The organism is Paracoccus beibuensis (assembly GCF_026162625.1).
Taxonomy (GTDB): domain Bacteria; phylum Pseudomonadota; class Alphaproteobacteria; order Rhodobacterales; family Rhodobacteraceae; genus Paracoccus; species Paracoccus beibuensis.
The window spans coordinates 1-14,601 of record NZ_JAOTBD010000036.1 but is presented as its reverse complement, the minus strand read 5'-3'; the positions used below and the strand labels follow the sequence as shown (position 1 = coordinate 14,601).

The following is a 14,601-nucleotide window of genomic DNA, read 5'->3' as shown; positions in this document are numbered from 1 at the left end:
ATGCGGAAGGCGCGGCGGCGCGCTAGCCTGCCCGCATCAACGACCGAGGTTTCCATGCTGCGCACAGCCCTTGCCCTGACCCTTGTCCTTGCCGGACCGGCCGCCGCCACGCAGGAATACACCCTGCCGACGCTGTTCGACGTAACGGACGTCGCGGCCGACGACGTCCTGAACATCCGCGCCGAACCCTCGGCCAGCGCCAAGATCATCGGCACGCTGGCGCCCGATGCCACGCATGTCGAGGTGGTCGAGGAGCGCCGGGGCTGGGCCCGCGTCAACACTGCCGAGCGGTCGGGCTGGGTGTCGTCGCGCTTCCTCAACTATCGCGTCGATGTCTGGGAGGAGGGCGCGCTGCCCCAGGGCTTCCGCTGCTTCGGGACCGAACCGTTCTGGAGCCTTGCCGCCAAGGGCGGCAGCGTCACGCTGGCGCGGCCGGGCGAGGATGACGTGGTGCAGCCGGCCACAGCGCTGTCGACCGGCATCTTCCGCCTTCCGACCCGAGCGGTCGTTGCGGGTGACATGACGCTGACGGCCACGCCGCAGATTTGCACGGACGGGATGTCGGACCGTCTCTATGGGTTGCAGGCGCTGCTGGTCCTGCGCGGGCAGACGCCCGAGCTGATGTCCGGCTGCTGTTCGATCCAGCCCTAGAAGGCCCAGGTCTTCTCGGCCATGCGGTGATTGATGATTGCAAGATGCGCCCTGCCTGCGCAGCAATCGTGCCGCGCGGCGGTACTGGTGTCCGCGACGGAGCTGCCAAACAAGCGACATCGATTGCAGCGGCCTTGCCGCGCTCCGGCGGAGTCGGGCGTGATGTCATTGCACTGCGGCCGCCACAGTCAATCTGGCTGCGCCTGCCCATCTTCTGGTGCAGGTTCGGGACCTGCGGCACAGTCCGGCGAAGTCGCCATGGCAGAGGCCGTTGTGGCGCCAGGGGCGGGCAAATCAATTGCGGGCCCCTGGGCCTGACCGGAACCGACGTCCTGCCGATGGGCCTGCCTCTAAAGGCCCAGCACGTCGTGCATGTCGTATTCGCCGGGTCCCTTGTCCTGGCCCCAGATTGCTGCACGGATCGCGCCGCGGGCGAAGATCGCGCGGTCGGTCGCAAGGTGGCGCAGGACGATGCGCTCACCCTCGGTCGCGAAGATGACGTCGTGTTCGCCCACCACGTCGCCGCCGCGGATGGCGGCAAAGCCGATGCTGCCGGGCGCGCGCGCGCCGGTGATGCCTTCGCGTGCGGGCGTGCGCAGGTCCGCCAGCGCGGCGCTGCGGCCGCTGGCCGCAGCCTCGCCCAGCATCAGGGCGGTGCCGGACGGCGCGTCGACCTTGTGGCGGTGGTGGCTTTCGACCACTTCGATGTCCCAGTCCGTCCCAAGCGCGGCGGCGACCTTGCGGGTCAACCCGACCAGCAGGTTCACCCCAAGCGACATGTTGCCCGCCCGGATGATCGGGGCGTGGCGCGCCGCCGCCTTCAGGGCGGCCAGGTGCTCGGCCTCGAACCCGGTGGTGCCGATGACGTGGACGGCGCGGGCCTGCGCTGTCAGTTCGGCGAAGGCCACGGTGGCGGCCGGTGCCGTGAAGTCGATGACCGCCTGCGCCTGCGCGATCGCCGTCACGGCGTCGTCGCTGACCGCGACGCCTGCCGGCGCGCCGCCCATCGCGCTGCCGATGTCCTGGCCGATCCAGGCGTGGCCGCTGCGTTCCAGCGCGCCCACCAGCCGCAGGTCGGGGCTGTCCAGGATCAGCCGGATCAGCATCTGCCCCATCCGACCCGAGGCGCCGGTGACGACCACGCCCGGACGCTGCGGCTGTTCGGTGTTCTGCAAATCGCTCATCTGGCACCCCCGCTGGCTTTGCCCGCGTCATATCCCGTTGCGGCGTCGGCCGCGACCCCCTACATCGGGGAGCATGGCACAGAACCGAAATTCCCAAGGCAGAGGTCCGTCGCAGCGTCAGCTGCGGGTGGGCGAACTGATCCGCCGCACCCTGTCCGACGTGCTTGCGCGCGGGGACGTGCATGACCCCGACCTGAACCGGCACTCCATCACCGTGGGCGAGGTGGTCATGGCGACCGACCTCAAGGTGGCGACGGCCTATGTGCTGCCGCTGTTCGGCCAGAACGCCGAGGAGGCGCTGGCCGCGCTGCGCCGCAATGCGCCGGAACTGCGGCACCTGGTCACCAAGGGGATGACGCTGAAATACGCCCCCGCGCTGAAGTTCCAGCTGGACGAGACCTTCGACCGCATGGACGACACGCGCCGCCTGTTCGCCGACGAACGCGTGCGCCGCGACGTCGAGGCCGCAGACGAGGATGACGATGAGCTCTGACCTGCCGCGGCGTCTGGCCGTGGCCCTGGGCGCGCTGGTCGCGCTGGCCCTGCCTGCCGGGGCCGCGACCTGCGAGCGGATGAGCCATGACGGTCAGGGCTATGTCCTCTGCGAGGTTCCGGCCGCGCAGGAACCGGCGCTGCGGCTGTGGCAGGACGGGGCCGACGGCGCACCGCTGCGCAACTTCAACAACGTTCGCCGTACCCTGGCCGAGGGCGAGGCGCTGGCCTTCGCCATGAACGCCGGGATGTTTCATCCCGATTATCGCCCTGTCGGCCTGCTGGTCGTGGACGGGCAGGAGCTGTCGCCGATCGTCACCGGGGGCAGCAACGACAACTTCGGCATGCTGCCGAACGGCGTCTTCTGCACCGGCGGCGCCGTGCCGTTCCAGGTGATCGAGACCCTCAGCTTTGTCGAGGATCGCCCCGACTGCCGGCTGGCCACGCAGTCCGGCCCGATGCTGGTCATCGACGGCGAACTGCACCCGCGCTTCCTGGTCGACAGCGACAGCCGCTATGTCCGCAACGGGGTCGGCGTGTCGCCGGACGGGCAGACGGCATGGTTCGCGATTTCCGACCGGCCGGTGACGTTTCATGAGTTCGGACGGCTGTTCCGCGACGGGCTGGGCGTCAGGGACGCGCTCTATTTCGACGGCTCGATCTCGCGGCTCTATGCGCCGGGGGTGAACCGGGCGGATTTCGGCCGCAGCCTGGGGCCGATCATCGGGCTGGTCGGCGAGGCCGGTTGACCCCGCAAGGTGCCGGCGCTATGCCCCGGCGCCTGTTTTCAGGAGGAACGCATGGCGCGCAAGAAGGGCCGGGACATCAGCGGCTGGCTGATCGTGGACAAGCCGGCGGGGGTCAACTCGACCGCGGTCGTGGCCAAGGTCCGGTGGGCTCTGGACGCCAAGAAGGCGGGTCATGCGGGCACGTTGGACCCCGATGCGACGGGCGTGCTGGCCGTGGCCCTGGGCGAGGCGACGAAGACCGTGCCCATCGTGACGGATGCGCTGAAATGCTATGACTTCACGGTCAACTGGGGCGCCGAGACGACGACCGACGATGCCTCGGGGCAGGTGGTGCGGCAGTCCGAGACGCGCCCCACGGCGGCCGAGGTCGAGGCGGCGCTGGCGGGTTTCACCGGCGATATCATGCAGGTTCCGCCCGCGTTTTCCGCCGTCAAGGTCGAGGGCGAGCGCGCCTATGACCTGGCGCGCGAGGGCGTCGAGATGGACCTGGTGGCGCGGCCCCTGTGGGTCGAGAGCCTGCTGCTGCTGGAAGCAGGCGAGAGCAGTGCGCGGCTGGAGATGGTCTGCGGCAAGGGCGGCTATGTCCGCTCCATCGCCCGCGACCTGGGGCGCAAGCTGGGCTGCCTGGGCCACGTCGCGCACCTGCGGCGCACCTGGTCGGGTCCATTCGAGGCCGAGAACGGCGTGGCCTTCGACCGCATCGACCGCGACGCGCAGGCGTGGCTGGACGGGCAGATCCTGCCGCTGGAGACCGGCCTTGCCGACCTGCCGATGCTGCGCGCGACGCCGGAAGGGGCGGTCCGCATCCGCAACGGCAATCCGGGCGAGGTGACGACCGGCGCCGAGTGGGGCGAGCTGGTCTGGGTGTCGGACGCAACGGGACCCGTCTGCATCGGGCGATACCAGGGCGGGATGGTTCAGCCGGAGCGGGTGTTCAACCTGTGAGCATGGAGGAGGGGGACGCTGCCACCCTCCTGCGGACTTCCCAGCATTCTTTCGGACAGAAGATTCGTCAGCCGGGGCGCCGGGCGCCTTGGAACGGACCCTGGCCGGCGGCGTCGATGCGGGCGATGGCGTCGCGGATGGGTTCACGCGTGACGGACATGGTCCAGGCGGTGGCGTGGATCATGAGGTCCGGGGAAAGCGCCATCGCGACATGACCGGGCCAGAAGAGCAGGTCGTTGCGGCGTATCTGCTCCATCGCCGGGAAGGCATCGCGCTGCAGGTCGCTGTCGCCAGGGCAAGCGATGTCGCAGGCGGTCAACGCAGCCTGAACAAGGCCAGAGCAGTCGATGCCGGCGCGGCTGTTGCCGCCCCAGAGATAGGGCGTGCCAAGAAGGTTCTCGGCAACGGCGGCCGGATCGGCGGCGGGGCTGTCGCCGACATGCTGGGCCGGCACGTGGCCGCCGGTCGCAAGCGCCGCGAAACCGTCCGCGACGGAGGTGACCGACAGGCGGGCACCTAGGGACAGGGACATCAGCTCGGGGCGCTTCATGTCGGGGGTGGGATAGACATGGGTGGCGGGTGCCGTCACCCGGTGCGTGACCGGCGGCCTGTCCTGCGTCAGCGTCGCCGCCGGGACCCATCCGCAATAGCCGTCCAGCGCCGCCTGAACGAAGACCATGTCGCCGCGCCGCTCGATGATCGTCAGGTCGGCGCCGAAATTCAGCTGCCGGTCGCGGCGGCCGTCCGGCGCGTTCAGCAGGTCGACCAGCGGCACGGCAAGACGGGCGGGCTGGCCGGGCGCATAGGCCGAACGGTCCACGATGCCCCGCAGAGTGTCGAGCGCCACCCGGTCCGTGGCAGGTGTCAGGCGGCGGTCCATGATCACGTCAGGATCTGCGGCAGCGCGGCCAGGATAGCGCGGGCGCCCTGGCCCACGCCGCCCTTGGGACGCCCCGGCGCGGCGGTGGGCTGCCAGCCGTAGATGTCGAAATGGGCATAGCGGCCGGCGCCCTCGGCAAATCGGCGCAGGAACAGGGCGGCGGTGATGGAGCCCGCCATGCCGCCCGAAGGCGCGTTGTCCAGATCGGCGATGGCGGGCTCGATCAACGGCTCGTAGGGGTCCCAGAAGGGCATCCGCCAGACGGGATCGGCCACCTGCATCCCAGCCCGCTGCAGCGCCGTCGCGGTGGCATCGTCGTCGCAATAGAAGGGCGGCAGGTCCGGACCAAGCGCCACGCGCGCCGCCCCCGTCAGCGTCGCCAGAGAGATCATCAGGTCGGGGCTCTCCTCGGCGGCGTAGGTCATCGCGTCCGCCAGCACCAGCCGTCCTTCGGCGTCTGTATTGTTCACCTCGACCGACAGGCCTTTGCGGCTGGAGAGCACGTCCCCGGGCCGGAAGGCATTGCCAGACACGCTGTTTTCCACCGCCGGGATCAGGACGCGCAGGCGCAGGCCCCTGGCCGCCCCGGTCCCCGCCAGCATCTTCAGAAGGCCGAGCGCGGTGGCCGCGCCGCCCATGTCCTTCTTCATCAGGCCCATCGACGCGCCGGGCTTGAGGTTCAGCCCGCCGGTGTCGAAACAGACGCCCTTGCCGACGATGGTCAGCATCGGCCCGCTCTCTCCGAGCCGGATGTCGATCAGGCGCGGATCGGTGGCGGCGGCACGACCGACGGTGTGGATCAGCGGGAAGTTCTGCTTGAGCAGCGCGGCGCCGCTGATCACCTCGACCCTTGCACCGAGGCTGTTCGCCAGCGCGCGGGCTGCGGCCTCGAGCTTGTCGGGGCCAAGGTCGCTGGCGGGGGTGTTGATCAGGTCGCGCGTCAGGAACTCAGCCGCGGCGATGGCCACCATGCGGTCGCCATCGACGCCCTCGGGGCAGACCAGCCGCGGCCCTTGGGACGGGCTGCCCTTGTAGCGGGTGAAGCGATACTGTCCCAGCAGCCAGCCAAGCGCCAACTGGTCCGGGTCGAGCCCCTCCGGAAGGGCGGCAAGGTTCCAGTCCGCCTTGGGCAGCGCGTGGGCGCGCGCTATCTGAAAGCGGTCGCGCGAGGCATGCCTGCGATCACCGAGCCCCATGATGGCGCCCGCCAGGCCGCCACGTCCGTCCGGCAGCAGGCAGATCTGGCCGGCCTTGGCGGCAAATCCGCTGGCCTCTGGCCAGGTTCCAGCCTGCGGGGGCAGGTCGTCACCGGTCCAGACCAGCCAGAGCGGCAACGCGGCATCGGAGGCGGGGGCGAATTCTGGGGTCATGGCAGCGTCCTTGGCAGATCGACGACAGCCTACAGCCTGTGCCGCGCCCTGCAACCCCGGCCGGTCAGGCCAGGGCCGTGCGATCCCAGATTGCCGTCAGGGACCGGTTTCCGACCCGCATCAGCCGCGCGCGGATGGCGGCCAGCGCGGCGTGGTCGCCCCGCTCGGCCGTGCTGCCGAGGTCCATTGCGACACCAGCCAGGGACAGAAGGCCGATCTGCCACGCCAGCCGCGAAATGCGTTCGGCATCCGCCACCGCCTGCGCAAGGTCGCCGGCCCCCAGCGCCGCATCGACCGCCGTCAGCGCCGCGGCCAGTTGCTCGAGCGCGAGGCCCACGACGTTCTGGGCCGCGGTTTCGCCCAGTTCGGCGATGATCTCCGCCACCCGGCGGCTGTCGACGCGCACCGACTCGGACACGGTCAATGCTGAAATCTGTGCCATCCGCACCTCCGAAGGGTCATGTCCCCGCACGCACCGACCATCGGCTGAAGCGGTGAAGAAAGGCTTGATCCGGCGAAGAGAAAACACTCGAATTCAATTCAAACCCGGCATATTAGGCGGGGAACAAAAGCGAGGTTCCAGATGCACGACCTGTCCCCTTTGCCGCAATATCTGCTCAAGCGTTACCACGGCTGGAAGGCCACCTCGTACAGCGAGAACGCTGCCTGGTACCGACGGCTTGCCACCGAGGGGCAGCGACCGCGGGCGATGGTCATCTCGTGCTGCGACAGCCGCGTGCATGTCACGGGGATCTTCGGCGCGGATTCGGGAGAGTTCTTCATCCACCGCAACATCGCCAACCTGGTTCCGGCCTATGCGCCCGACGGGCAGCAGCACGGCACCTCGGCCGCGGTGGAATATGCGGTGACCGCGCTGAAGGTCGCGCACCTGATCGTGGTCGGCCACACCCATTGCGGCGGCGTGGCGGGCTGCCACGCGATGTGTTCCGGTGCGGCGCCCGAACTGGAGGAGACGACCAGCTTTGTCGGGCGCTGGATGGACATCCTTCGGCCGGGCTACGAGCGCGTGAAGGACCTGCCGCCCGAACAGCAGGTCGCCGCGCTGGAGCGCGAGGCGGTGCTGGTGTCGATCCGCAACCTGCTGACCTTTCCCTTCGTGCAGGCCGCCGTCGAGGCGGGCGAGCTGTCGCTGCACGCGCTGCTGCACGACATTAGCGAAGGCACGCTGCTGCAGGCCGAGAACGACGGCAGGACCTGGGCGCTGGTCTGAGCGTTCAGGCGTCCGGCCGCCAGCGGATCACCCGCCAGAGGTAGGAGGCGAAGATCGCCACGACGATGGCGGTCGAGATCGGGTTCAGCCAGCCGCTGACCGCGTGATACTGGCCCTGCAGCAACCGGCCCGCCAGCGCCAGACCGCCGGACCAGATCAAGCTGCCGATGGCGGTATAGAGCAGGAACAGCCCCACCGGCATCCGCGCGAGGCCCGCGGGAACCGAAATCAGCGTGCGGATCGTCGGCAGGAAGCGGCCGAAGAAGACGGCCGCGCCGCCGTGGCGAGCGAACCAGGCCTGCGCCTGCTCCAGCTCCGACGGCGTCAGCGTCAGCCAGCGGCCGTGGCGCGCGACCAGCTGGTGCAGCCGTCGCGCCCCGTAGGCCCGGCCGAGCGCATACCAGAGCCACGCGCCCGCCGTCGATCCCGCGCCGCCTGCCAGCACCGCCAGCCACAGCGGCGTGCCGCCCTGCGCGGCATTGAAGCCCGCCAGCGGCATGATCAGTTCGGACGGGATCGGCGGGAAGACGTTTTCCAGCAGCATCAGGGCGGCGATGGCCCATGCCCCGCCGCCCTCAAGAAGACCGGTGATCCAGTCGAACAATCGTCAGCCCTTCTTCAGGACCCGGTTGCCCAGCAGCTCCGCGATCTGCACCGCGTTCAGCGCAGCACCCTTGCGAAGGTTGTCGCTGACGCACCACAGGTTCAGGCCGTTCTCGATGGTCGAGTCCTGGCGGATGCGGCTGATGAAGGTCGCGAAGTCGCCCACGCATTCCACCGGCGTGGTGTAGCCGCCGGGTTCGCGCTTGTCGACGACCAGGATGCCGGGGGCTTCGCGCAGGATGTCGCGGGCCTCGTCCTCGTCCAGGAAGTCCTCGAACTCGATGTTGATGGATTCGGAATGGCCGACGAAGACGGGCACGCGCACGCAGGTCGCGGTGACCTTGATCGAGGTGTCGACGATCTTCTTCGTCTCGGCCACCATCTTCCATTCCTCCTTGGTCGAGCCGTCTTCCATGAAGACGTCGATCTGGGGAATCACGTTGAAGGCGATCTGCTTCTGGAACTTCTTGGGTTCCTTTTCCTGACCCGGCACGTACATGCCCTTGGTCTGGTCCCACAGCTCGTCCATGCCTTCCTTGCCCGCGCCGCTGACCGACTGGTAGGTCGAGACGACGACCCGCTTGATGCGCGCGCGGTCATGCAGCGGCTTCAGCGCGACGACCATCTGCGCGGTCGAGCAGTTGGGGTTCGCGATGATGTTCTTTTTCTTGTAGCCGTGGATCGCGTCGGGGTTCACTTCCGGGACGATCAGCGGGATGTCGGGGTCATAGCGATAGAGCGACGAGTTGTCGATCACGACGCAGCCGGCGGCCGCCGCCTTGGGGGCGTGGATCTTGGTCGCGTCCGAACCGATGGCGAACAGCGCGATGTCCCAGCCGGTCCAGTCGAACTGCTCGATGTCCTTGATCTTCAGGGTCTTGTCGCCGAAGCTGACCTCGGTCCCCTGCGAGCGGCGCGAGGCGAGAACCGCGATCTCGTCGATCGGGAACTGACGTTCATCGAGGATGTTCAGCATTTCGCGGCCCACGTTGCCCGTGGCGCCGGCGACGACGACTTTGTAACCCATCTTGCGGGGACTCCTTTTCCTGCGGTCGACGGCATTTACCGCAAACGCAGGGTCATGGAAAGGGTCTTGCCCCTTTCACGCCCCGGGCGGGACCAGCGTCAGCCGGGGGTCGCGCCGCAGCAGATCCTCGACCCAGGCGGCTTCTGACGCGAAATCGTGCGGCACGTCGGTCGCCCCGCGCCGGCCCGAGAGCGACAGGCTGGCGAAGAAGTCGAAGCCGTAAAGCGTCAGCCCGGCCAGCGGCGCACGCAGCAGCAGGTCGATCATCATCGCGCCCGTGGTGGGCGGGGCGGCCAGCCGGCCCTTCAGCGCGTGGTAATCGGCCAGCGGGTGCAGGTAGAAGCCGGGGCTGCTGGCGGTCCGCCAGTCCAGCCGCTTGCGCTTGGGCGACATCCACAGGATGCGGCTGGGCGACAGCCGCGCGCGGTCGGCGTCGGGCAGGCGCGTGGCAAGTGCCAGCCAGTCGGTGCGGCTGCCGTGGCTGGCGGGGTCGGGGATCGGCGCACGGTTGATGCGGATGACGATGTCGGCGGCGTCGAGGCGCGCGCCGTCGCGGGTATCCGCCAGGGCGCGGGCGTTGCCGACCAGCGCCACCTGCCGGTCCCTCAGCGTTGCCAGCAGGACGCCCTGCGGGACCGACAGCGCCGCCAGCGAGCCCTCGTCGCGGAGCAGACGGGCGGTGGCGAAGGCCAGGCGCGGCGGGATCATGGCCGTTCCAGCAGGTCGCGATAGACCTGAACAAGCGCGCGGGCCTCGCCCTCGATGGCGTGGTTCTGCGCGACATGGGCGCGGGCGGCCTGGCCAGCCGCCTGCCGGGCCGCGTCGTCGTCCAGCCAGCGAGCCAGCGCGGTGGTCAGGGCAGCCGCGTCGTCGCGGGGCACCAGGCTGCCCGTCTGGCCGTCGCGGATCAGCGTCTCGTAGGCGCCGACGCGGGCGGCGACGGCGGGAACGGCGCAGGCCATCGCCTCGAGGGGCGTCAGGCCGAATCCCTCCCACCGCGCGGGGGCGGCGAAAAGGTCCAGCGCCTGGTAATGGCGCACGACCCGGTCCCAGGGCAGCTCGCCCAGGAACCGGATGCGGTCCGACAGGCCCGCGGTGCGGATGCGGCCCTGCAGGTCGTCGGCGAAGGCGCGGTTATCAGGCGTGATGCGACCTGTGAAGATCATCTGGGCGCGCGGGCGGGACGGCAGCAGGGCGAGGCCCGCCTCGACCAGAAGATCGACGCCCTTCTGCGCACGCACTCGCCCGAAGCAGCCGATCAGCACGGCATCGGGGTCCAGCCCCAACTCGCGGCGCAGCGCGGCGCGGTCGGGTGCGGGACGGAACACGTCGGTGTCGACGCCGTGCAGGATGACGGTCGCCGGACGTTCCAGATAGCTGGCGGCCTGGGGCGAAGTCGCGACCAGCGCGTCCTGCTGGCGGATCAACCAGCGGGTGAAGCCGGTATGCCGGCGCTGGGCGGCCGAGGTGAACAGCAGCCGGTAGCGGCGGCGAAGGATGCGGCGCAGGATCAGGCCAAGCGCCATTTCCGTGTTCCGGCGCGCGTGCCAGACGCGCCAGCGGTCGCGGGGCAGGGTGGCGGCGCGCGTCAGCGGGATATGCGGCACTTCGGGCGGCAAGCCGGGGCCGGTGGCGGCGATGCCGATCATCCGCGCCTGCACCGGGATCAGACGCACCACCGTCGCGGTGACGCCCGACAGGCGCCGTTTCAGGTTGGGGGCCACCACCAGCGGTGTGTCAGTCATGCTCCGCCTCGGGCGTCAGGAAATACAGCAGGAACCCGATCACCAGGGGGACCAGGAAGAACAGCCACAGCATAGCGTAGGCCTGCGCCGGAGGGTAGGCACCCTCGGCCGCACGATAGACGGGGCGCGAGGCGAACTGCATCACGCCAACCCCGCCGATCGAGAACATGTTGAGGAAGGTGACGCCCCGCCCGACCAGGTGCGGCGGCAGGAACGACCGCCCATGCGCCATGACGAACGGATAGCCGGACCCGAAGAACCCCAGCACCATCAGCAGGACCGTGGCCGATCCCAGCCCCTGCGTCGGGCGCAGCCACAACAGCGCCATCACCGCAATCATCACCAGCGTGAAGATCAGCACCGCCCGCCTTGCGCTGCCGATCAACCGGGCGGCGGGACCGACTGCAAAGCTGCCGGCGACCATCGCCAGACCCATCGCCAGCGTCACGCGGCCGATCTGGTGGGTATCGGCGCCATGCACCTCGGCCAGCCACGGCGCGGCCCAGAGCCCGCGGATCGCGGCCGATACGGCATAGCTGATCGCGAACAGCGGCAGGATGAACCACAGCGACCGCAACCGCAGGATCTGCCCCAGCGAACCCTGCGGGTGGTCCTGCCCCAACCCTTGCGGATCGCGGACCCGCGCCAGGATCGCACCGGCGACCAACAGCGTGACGGTGGCCAGTGCCCACAGGGTGCCGCGCCAGCCCAGGGCCTCGATCACGCCCACCAGGGGCGCGGCCCCCAGGATGTTGCCGAGCGAGCCGACGCCGACCACCATTCCTGCAAGCGTCCCGAAGGCGGCGGGCGGATATTCGCGTGCGAAGATGTAGTACGGACCCATCAGCGCCGGAGAGCAGCCGATGCCCAGAAGCGTCATCGCGACATGCAGATGCCAGGGCGCCGTGGCCAGAGCGAAGACGATGGCGCCCCCGCCGCCGCCGAAGGCCAGCAGGACGGCCACCGTCCGGCGCGGCCCGTGCCGGTCCAGCGCCGCGCCCACCGGCAGCTGCATGACCGCGAAGGCGATGAACCACAGCCCCGACGACAGCGCCAGGTCGCCCGGACCCGCGCCAAGCTGGTCCTGCAGGACCGGCGACATCACCGCCAAGAAGGCGCGGTAGAACTGGCTGAGCATGTAGGCCAGCACAAGGCTGGCCAGCCCGGCCGACAGCTGTGGCATGTGATCCCTCCGTTCCCGGCGCCAAGCTGGGGCAACGGCGCGAAAGCTGCAAGATGTGCGATCGTGCGGCCGGGTGTTCGCGGCCGATGTTGCGCGACCCTCGACCTTGACCCTATGGAAACCGGCGTCTAACCCAAGGTTGCGCTTACCGACGCCGCCTCAAGGAGGGTTCATGTCCGACCGCTATTCGCTTCTCATCCTGCCCGGCGACGGGATCGGCCCCGAGGTCATGGCCGAGGTCGTCAAGGTCATCGACTGGTTCGGGGCCAATCGCGGCATGTCCTTCGACGTCACCCACGACCTGGTCGGCGGCGCGGCCTACGACGCGCATGGCGTGCCCCTAGGCGATGCCACGATGGCCCGCGCGCAACAGGTTGACGCGGTTCTGCTGGGCGCGGTCGGCGGCCCGAAATACGACGTGCTGGACTTCAGCGTGAAGCCCGAGCGCGGCCTTCTGCGCCTGCGCAAGGAAATGGACCTGTTCGCGAACCTGCGCCCCGCGCAGTGCTTCGACGCGCTGGCGGATTTTTCGTCCCTGAAGCGCGAGGTCGTGGCTGGTCTGGAAATCCTGATCGTGCGCGAACTGACCAGCGGAGTCTATTTCGGCGAACCGCGCGGCATCCATTCCGATGACAACAACCCCGAGAACGAGGGCGGGCGCGTCGGCATCAACACGCAGCGCTATACCAGCGGAGAGGTGCGCCGGGTCGCCCGGTCCGCGTTCGAGCTGGCGCGCAAGCGGGGCAACAAGGTCTGCTCGATGGAGAAGGCCAACGTCATGGAATCCGGCATCCTCTGGCGCGAAGAGGTGCAGTGGGTCCACGACAACGAATACCCGGACGTGGAGCTGTCGCACATGTATGCCGACAACGGCGCCATGCAGCTGGTCCGCGCGCCGCGCCAGTTCGACGTGATCGTGACGGACAACCTGTTCGGCGATTTGCTGTCGGACGCCGCCGCGATGCTGACGGGATCGCTGGGCATGCTGCCATCCGCATCGTTGGGCTCGCCCATGGCGAACGGGCGGCCGAAGGCGCTCTACGAGCCGGTGCACGGGTCGGCCCCCGACATCGCGGGGCAGGGCAGGGCCAACCCCATCGCCTGCATCCTCAGCTTCGCGATGGCATTGCGCTACAGCTTCAACGAAGGCGAGGCCGCCGAGGCGCTGGAGCGCGCGGTCGAGAAGGTTCTGGCCGATGGCGTCCGCACCGCCGACCTGATGGGGCCGGACGGCGGCACCCCGGTCAGCACGTCCGAGATGGGCGACCGGATCGTCGCCGCCCTGGGGGGCTGATTGGCGCTTTCGGGGAACGTCAGGGGGGCCCTTCTGCAGTTGGCTGCGATGGGCCTCTATGCGACGCATGACGCCGTGATCAAGACGCTGGGCGGGATCTATCCGCCGCTGCAGATCCTGTTCTTCGCGTCGCTTCTGTCGTTCCCGCTGGTCTCGATGGTGCTGATGCGCGACCCGCAGCCGGGGTCGCTTCGCCCCAACAACATGGGCTGGGTGATCCTGCGCACGGGCTGCGCCGTGATCGCAGGAATGGGGGCGTTCTTCGCGTTTTCCACCCTGCCGCTGACGCAGGTCTATGCTATCCTGTTCACGACGCCCCTGCTGATCACCATCCTGTCGATCCCCTTGCTGGGAGAGCGGGTGGGCGTTCACCGCTGGGCGGCCGTCGTCGTTGGTCTGACCGGCGTCCTGATCGTGCTGCGGCCGGGAGCGCAGGATCTGCAGCTGGGCCATGCCGCGGCCCTTGCAGGCGCGATCGCCAGTGCGATGGGCGCCGTCATCATCCGCCGCCTTGGCCGGCAAGAGCGTCCGCTGGTGCTGATGATGTGGCCGATGCTCGGCAACTTCTTCGCGGCAGGCACGGCGCTGTCCCTGGGCTATCAGCCCATGGCTCTGCACCATCTGGCGCTGACGGGGGTGATCGCCGCGCTGGGGCTGACAGGCAGTTTCCTTGTCATCATGGCCTATCGCGCCGGAGAGGCAGGCGTGGTCGCCCCGATGCAGTATTCGCAGATACTTTGGGCCACCGCCTATGGCTGGTTCCTGTTCGAGGAATCGATTCATCCCGCGACCCTGGCCGGTGTCGCGATCATCATCGCGTCCGGGATCTACATCGTCTGGCGCGAGGGGCGAGGCGTCTCCGCCAACCGTCCCGCCACCATCGCGCGGCTGCGGGCCGAGGTGGTGACGGCCCCCAAGTCGACGGTCCTGCAAAGATTGTGGCCGCCCCGCCGCTGAGAGGACTTGCATTCGGGCCACCGTCGCGTTAACTGCCCCTCCACGGTCGGAGCGTAGCGCAGCCTGGTAGCGCACCTGCTTCGGGAGCAGGGGGTCGGAGGTTCGAATCCTCTCGCTCCGACCATGGGTTTTTTGATAAGTGTAGAGTTGCAGGGACTTTGTCCCACAGAGCAGCTTTGTTGCGCAAAGAGCTTGAAGGCCGGACTTCCCCTTTCCCCGGGCGGACTTATCCCACGAGCTCTGTGACAGGTATGCCGAGCGCCGTGTAGCCGTTAAGCACGGCGGCGCGA

15 protein-coding genes, 1 tRNA gene and 1 pseudogene are annotated in these 14,601 nt (G+C 69.1%); 8 read left to right on the top strand and 9 right to left on the bottom strand.

Features of this window, described 5'->3' with window-relative positions; all coding sequences use genetic code 11:
* Positions 1-54 precede the first annotated feature (54 nt).
* Positions 55-651 carry a COG3650 family protein gene (locus OC159_RS16635; protein WP_265502292.1) on the top strand — a complete coding sequence of 199 codons (597 nt, stop codon included), beginning with the start codon at positions 55-57 and terminating at the stop codon, positions 649-651.
* A 350-nt stretch (positions 652-1,001) separates the two neighbouring features.
* Here OC159_RS16635 and dapB read toward each other — a convergent pair whose 3' ends face one another.
* Positions 1,002-1,835 carry a 4-hydroxy-tetrahydrodipicolinate reductase gene (gene dapB, locus OC159_RS16630; protein ID WP_265502291.1) on the bottom strand — a complete coding sequence of 278 codons (834 nt, stop codon included), beginning with the start codon at positions 1,833-1,835 and terminating at the stop codon, positions 1,002-1,004.
* A 73-nt stretch (positions 1,836-1,908) separates the two neighbouring features.
* On the opposite strand from dapB, the gene rbfA reads away from it, so the two are divergent.
* The 3 genes from rbfA to truB are packed head-to-tail and all read left to right on the top strand — an operon-like array spanning position 1,909 to position 4,021.
* On the top strand, positions 1,909-2,328 hold the full coding sequence (gene rbfA, locus OC159_RS16625; RefSeq protein WP_265502290.1) for a 30S ribosome-binding factor RbfA: 420 nt from the start codon (positions 1,909-1,911) through the stop codon (positions 2,326-2,328).
* Positions 2,318-3,076, top strand: a complete 759-nt coding sequence (locus OC159_RS16620; protein ID WP_265502289.1) for a phosphodiester glycosidase family protein — start codon at positions 2,318-2,320, stop codon at positions 3,074-3,076. The genes rbfA and OC159_RS16620 overlap by 11 nt, the downstream gene beginning before the upstream one ends.
* A gap of 51 nt (positions 3,077-3,127) precedes the next feature.
* Complete coding sequence (gene truB / locus OC159_RS16615) at positions 3,128-4,021, top strand: tRNA pseudouridine(55) synthase TruB (protein ID WP_265502287.1); 894 nt, start codon at positions 3,128-3,130, stop codon at positions 4,019-4,021.
* Between the two features lie 67 nt (positions 4,022-4,088).
* Here the strand turns inward: truB and OC159_RS16610 are convergent, their stop codons facing one another.
* The 3 genes from OC159_RS16610 to OC159_RS16600 all read right to left on the bottom strand — a co-directional run bounded on the left by OC159_RS16610 (position 4,089) and on the right by OC159_RS16600 (position 6,713).
* Entirely contained in the window at positions 4,089-4,901 is an 813-nt protein-coding gene (locus OC159_RS16610; protein ID WP_265502320.1) for a C40 family peptidase, read from the bottom strand.
* A 2-nt stretch (positions 4,902-4,903) separates the two neighbouring features.
* Positions 4,904-6,271: a leucyl aminopeptidase family protein gene (locus tag OC159_RS16605; protein ID WP_265502286.1), complete on the bottom strand. Its 1,368-nt coding sequence runs from the start codon at positions 6,269-6,271 to the stop codon at positions 4,904-4,906.
* A 64-nt stretch (positions 6,272-6,335) separates the two neighbouring features.
* The gene (locus tag OC159_RS16600) at positions 6,336-6,713 is read right to left on the bottom strand and encodes a hypothetical protein (RefSeq protein ID WP_265502285.1); all 378 of its coding nucleotides are present in this window, start codon (positions 6,711-6,713) and stop codon (positions 6,336-6,338) included.
* 141 nt (positions 6,714-6,854) lie between these two features.
* Here OC159_RS16600 and OC159_RS16595 point away from each other — a divergent pair, with 141 nt between their 5' ends.
* A complete protein-coding gene (locus tag OC159_RS16595) occupies positions 6,855-7,502 on the top strand; it encodes a carbonic anhydrase (RefSeq protein ID WP_265502284.1) in 648 nt (215 codons plus the stop codon).
* Between the two features lie 4 nt (positions 7,503-7,506).
* Here the strand turns inward: OC159_RS16595 and OC159_RS16590 are convergent, their stop codons facing one another.
* From OC159_RS16590 to OC159_RS16570, 5 genes and pseudogenes are all read right to left on the bottom strand, one after another.
* Positions 7,507-8,106 (bottom strand): DedA family protein, encoded by a 600-nt coding sequence (locus OC159_RS16590; protein ID WP_265502283.1) that lies wholly within the window; start codon positions 8,104-8,106, stop codon positions 7,507-7,509.
* Between the two features lie 3 nt (positions 8,107-8,109).
* Positions 8,110-9,132 carry an aspartate-semialdehyde dehydrogenase gene (locus tag OC159_RS16585; RefSeq protein ID WP_265502282.1) on the bottom strand — a complete coding sequence of 341 codons (1,023 nt, stop codon included), beginning with the start codon at positions 9,130-9,132 and terminating at the stop codon, positions 8,110-8,112.
* 75 nt (positions 9,133-9,207) lie between these two features.
* Positions 9,208-9,840 carry a glycosyltransferase family 29 protein gene (locus tag OC159_RS16580; protein WP_265502281.1) on the bottom strand — a complete coding sequence of 211 codons (633 nt, stop codon included), beginning with the start codon at positions 9,838-9,840 and terminating at the stop codon, positions 9,208-9,210.
* Positions 9,837-10,877, bottom strand: a complete 1,041-nt coding sequence (locus OC159_RS16575; protein WP_265502280.1) for a glycosyltransferase family 4 protein — start codon at positions 10,875-10,877, stop codon at positions 9,837-9,839. Before OC159_RS16575 ends, OC159_RS16580 begins: the two co-directional genes overlap by 4 nt.
* A pseudogene (locus OC159_RS16570) lies at positions 10,870-12,123 on the bottom strand (MFS transporter); the annotation flags it as partial. The pseudogene OC159_RS16570 and the gene OC159_RS16575, both read right to left, overlap by 8 nt.
* A 109-nt stretch (positions 12,124-12,232) precedes the next feature.
* Here OC159_RS16570 and leuB point away from each other — a divergent pair.
* The 3 genes from leuB to OC159_RS16555 all read left to right on the top strand — a co-directional run bounded on the left by leuB (position 12,233) and on the right by OC159_RS16555 (position 14,435).
* Positions 12,233-13,354, top strand: coding sequence for a 3-isopropylmalate dehydrogenase (gene leuB, locus OC159_RS16565; RefSeq protein WP_265502279.1), 1,122 nt, complete (start codon positions 12,233-12,235; stop codon positions 13,352-13,354).
* Entirely contained in the window at positions 13,355-14,311 is a 957-nt protein-coding gene (locus OC159_RS16560; RefSeq protein WP_265502278.1) for a DMT family transporter, read from the top strand.
* Positions 14,312-14,358: 47 nt separating this feature from the next.
* A tRNA-Pro gene (locus OC159_RS16555) sits at positions 14,359-14,435 on the top strand.
* Positions 14,436-14,601: the final 166 nt, after the last annotated feature.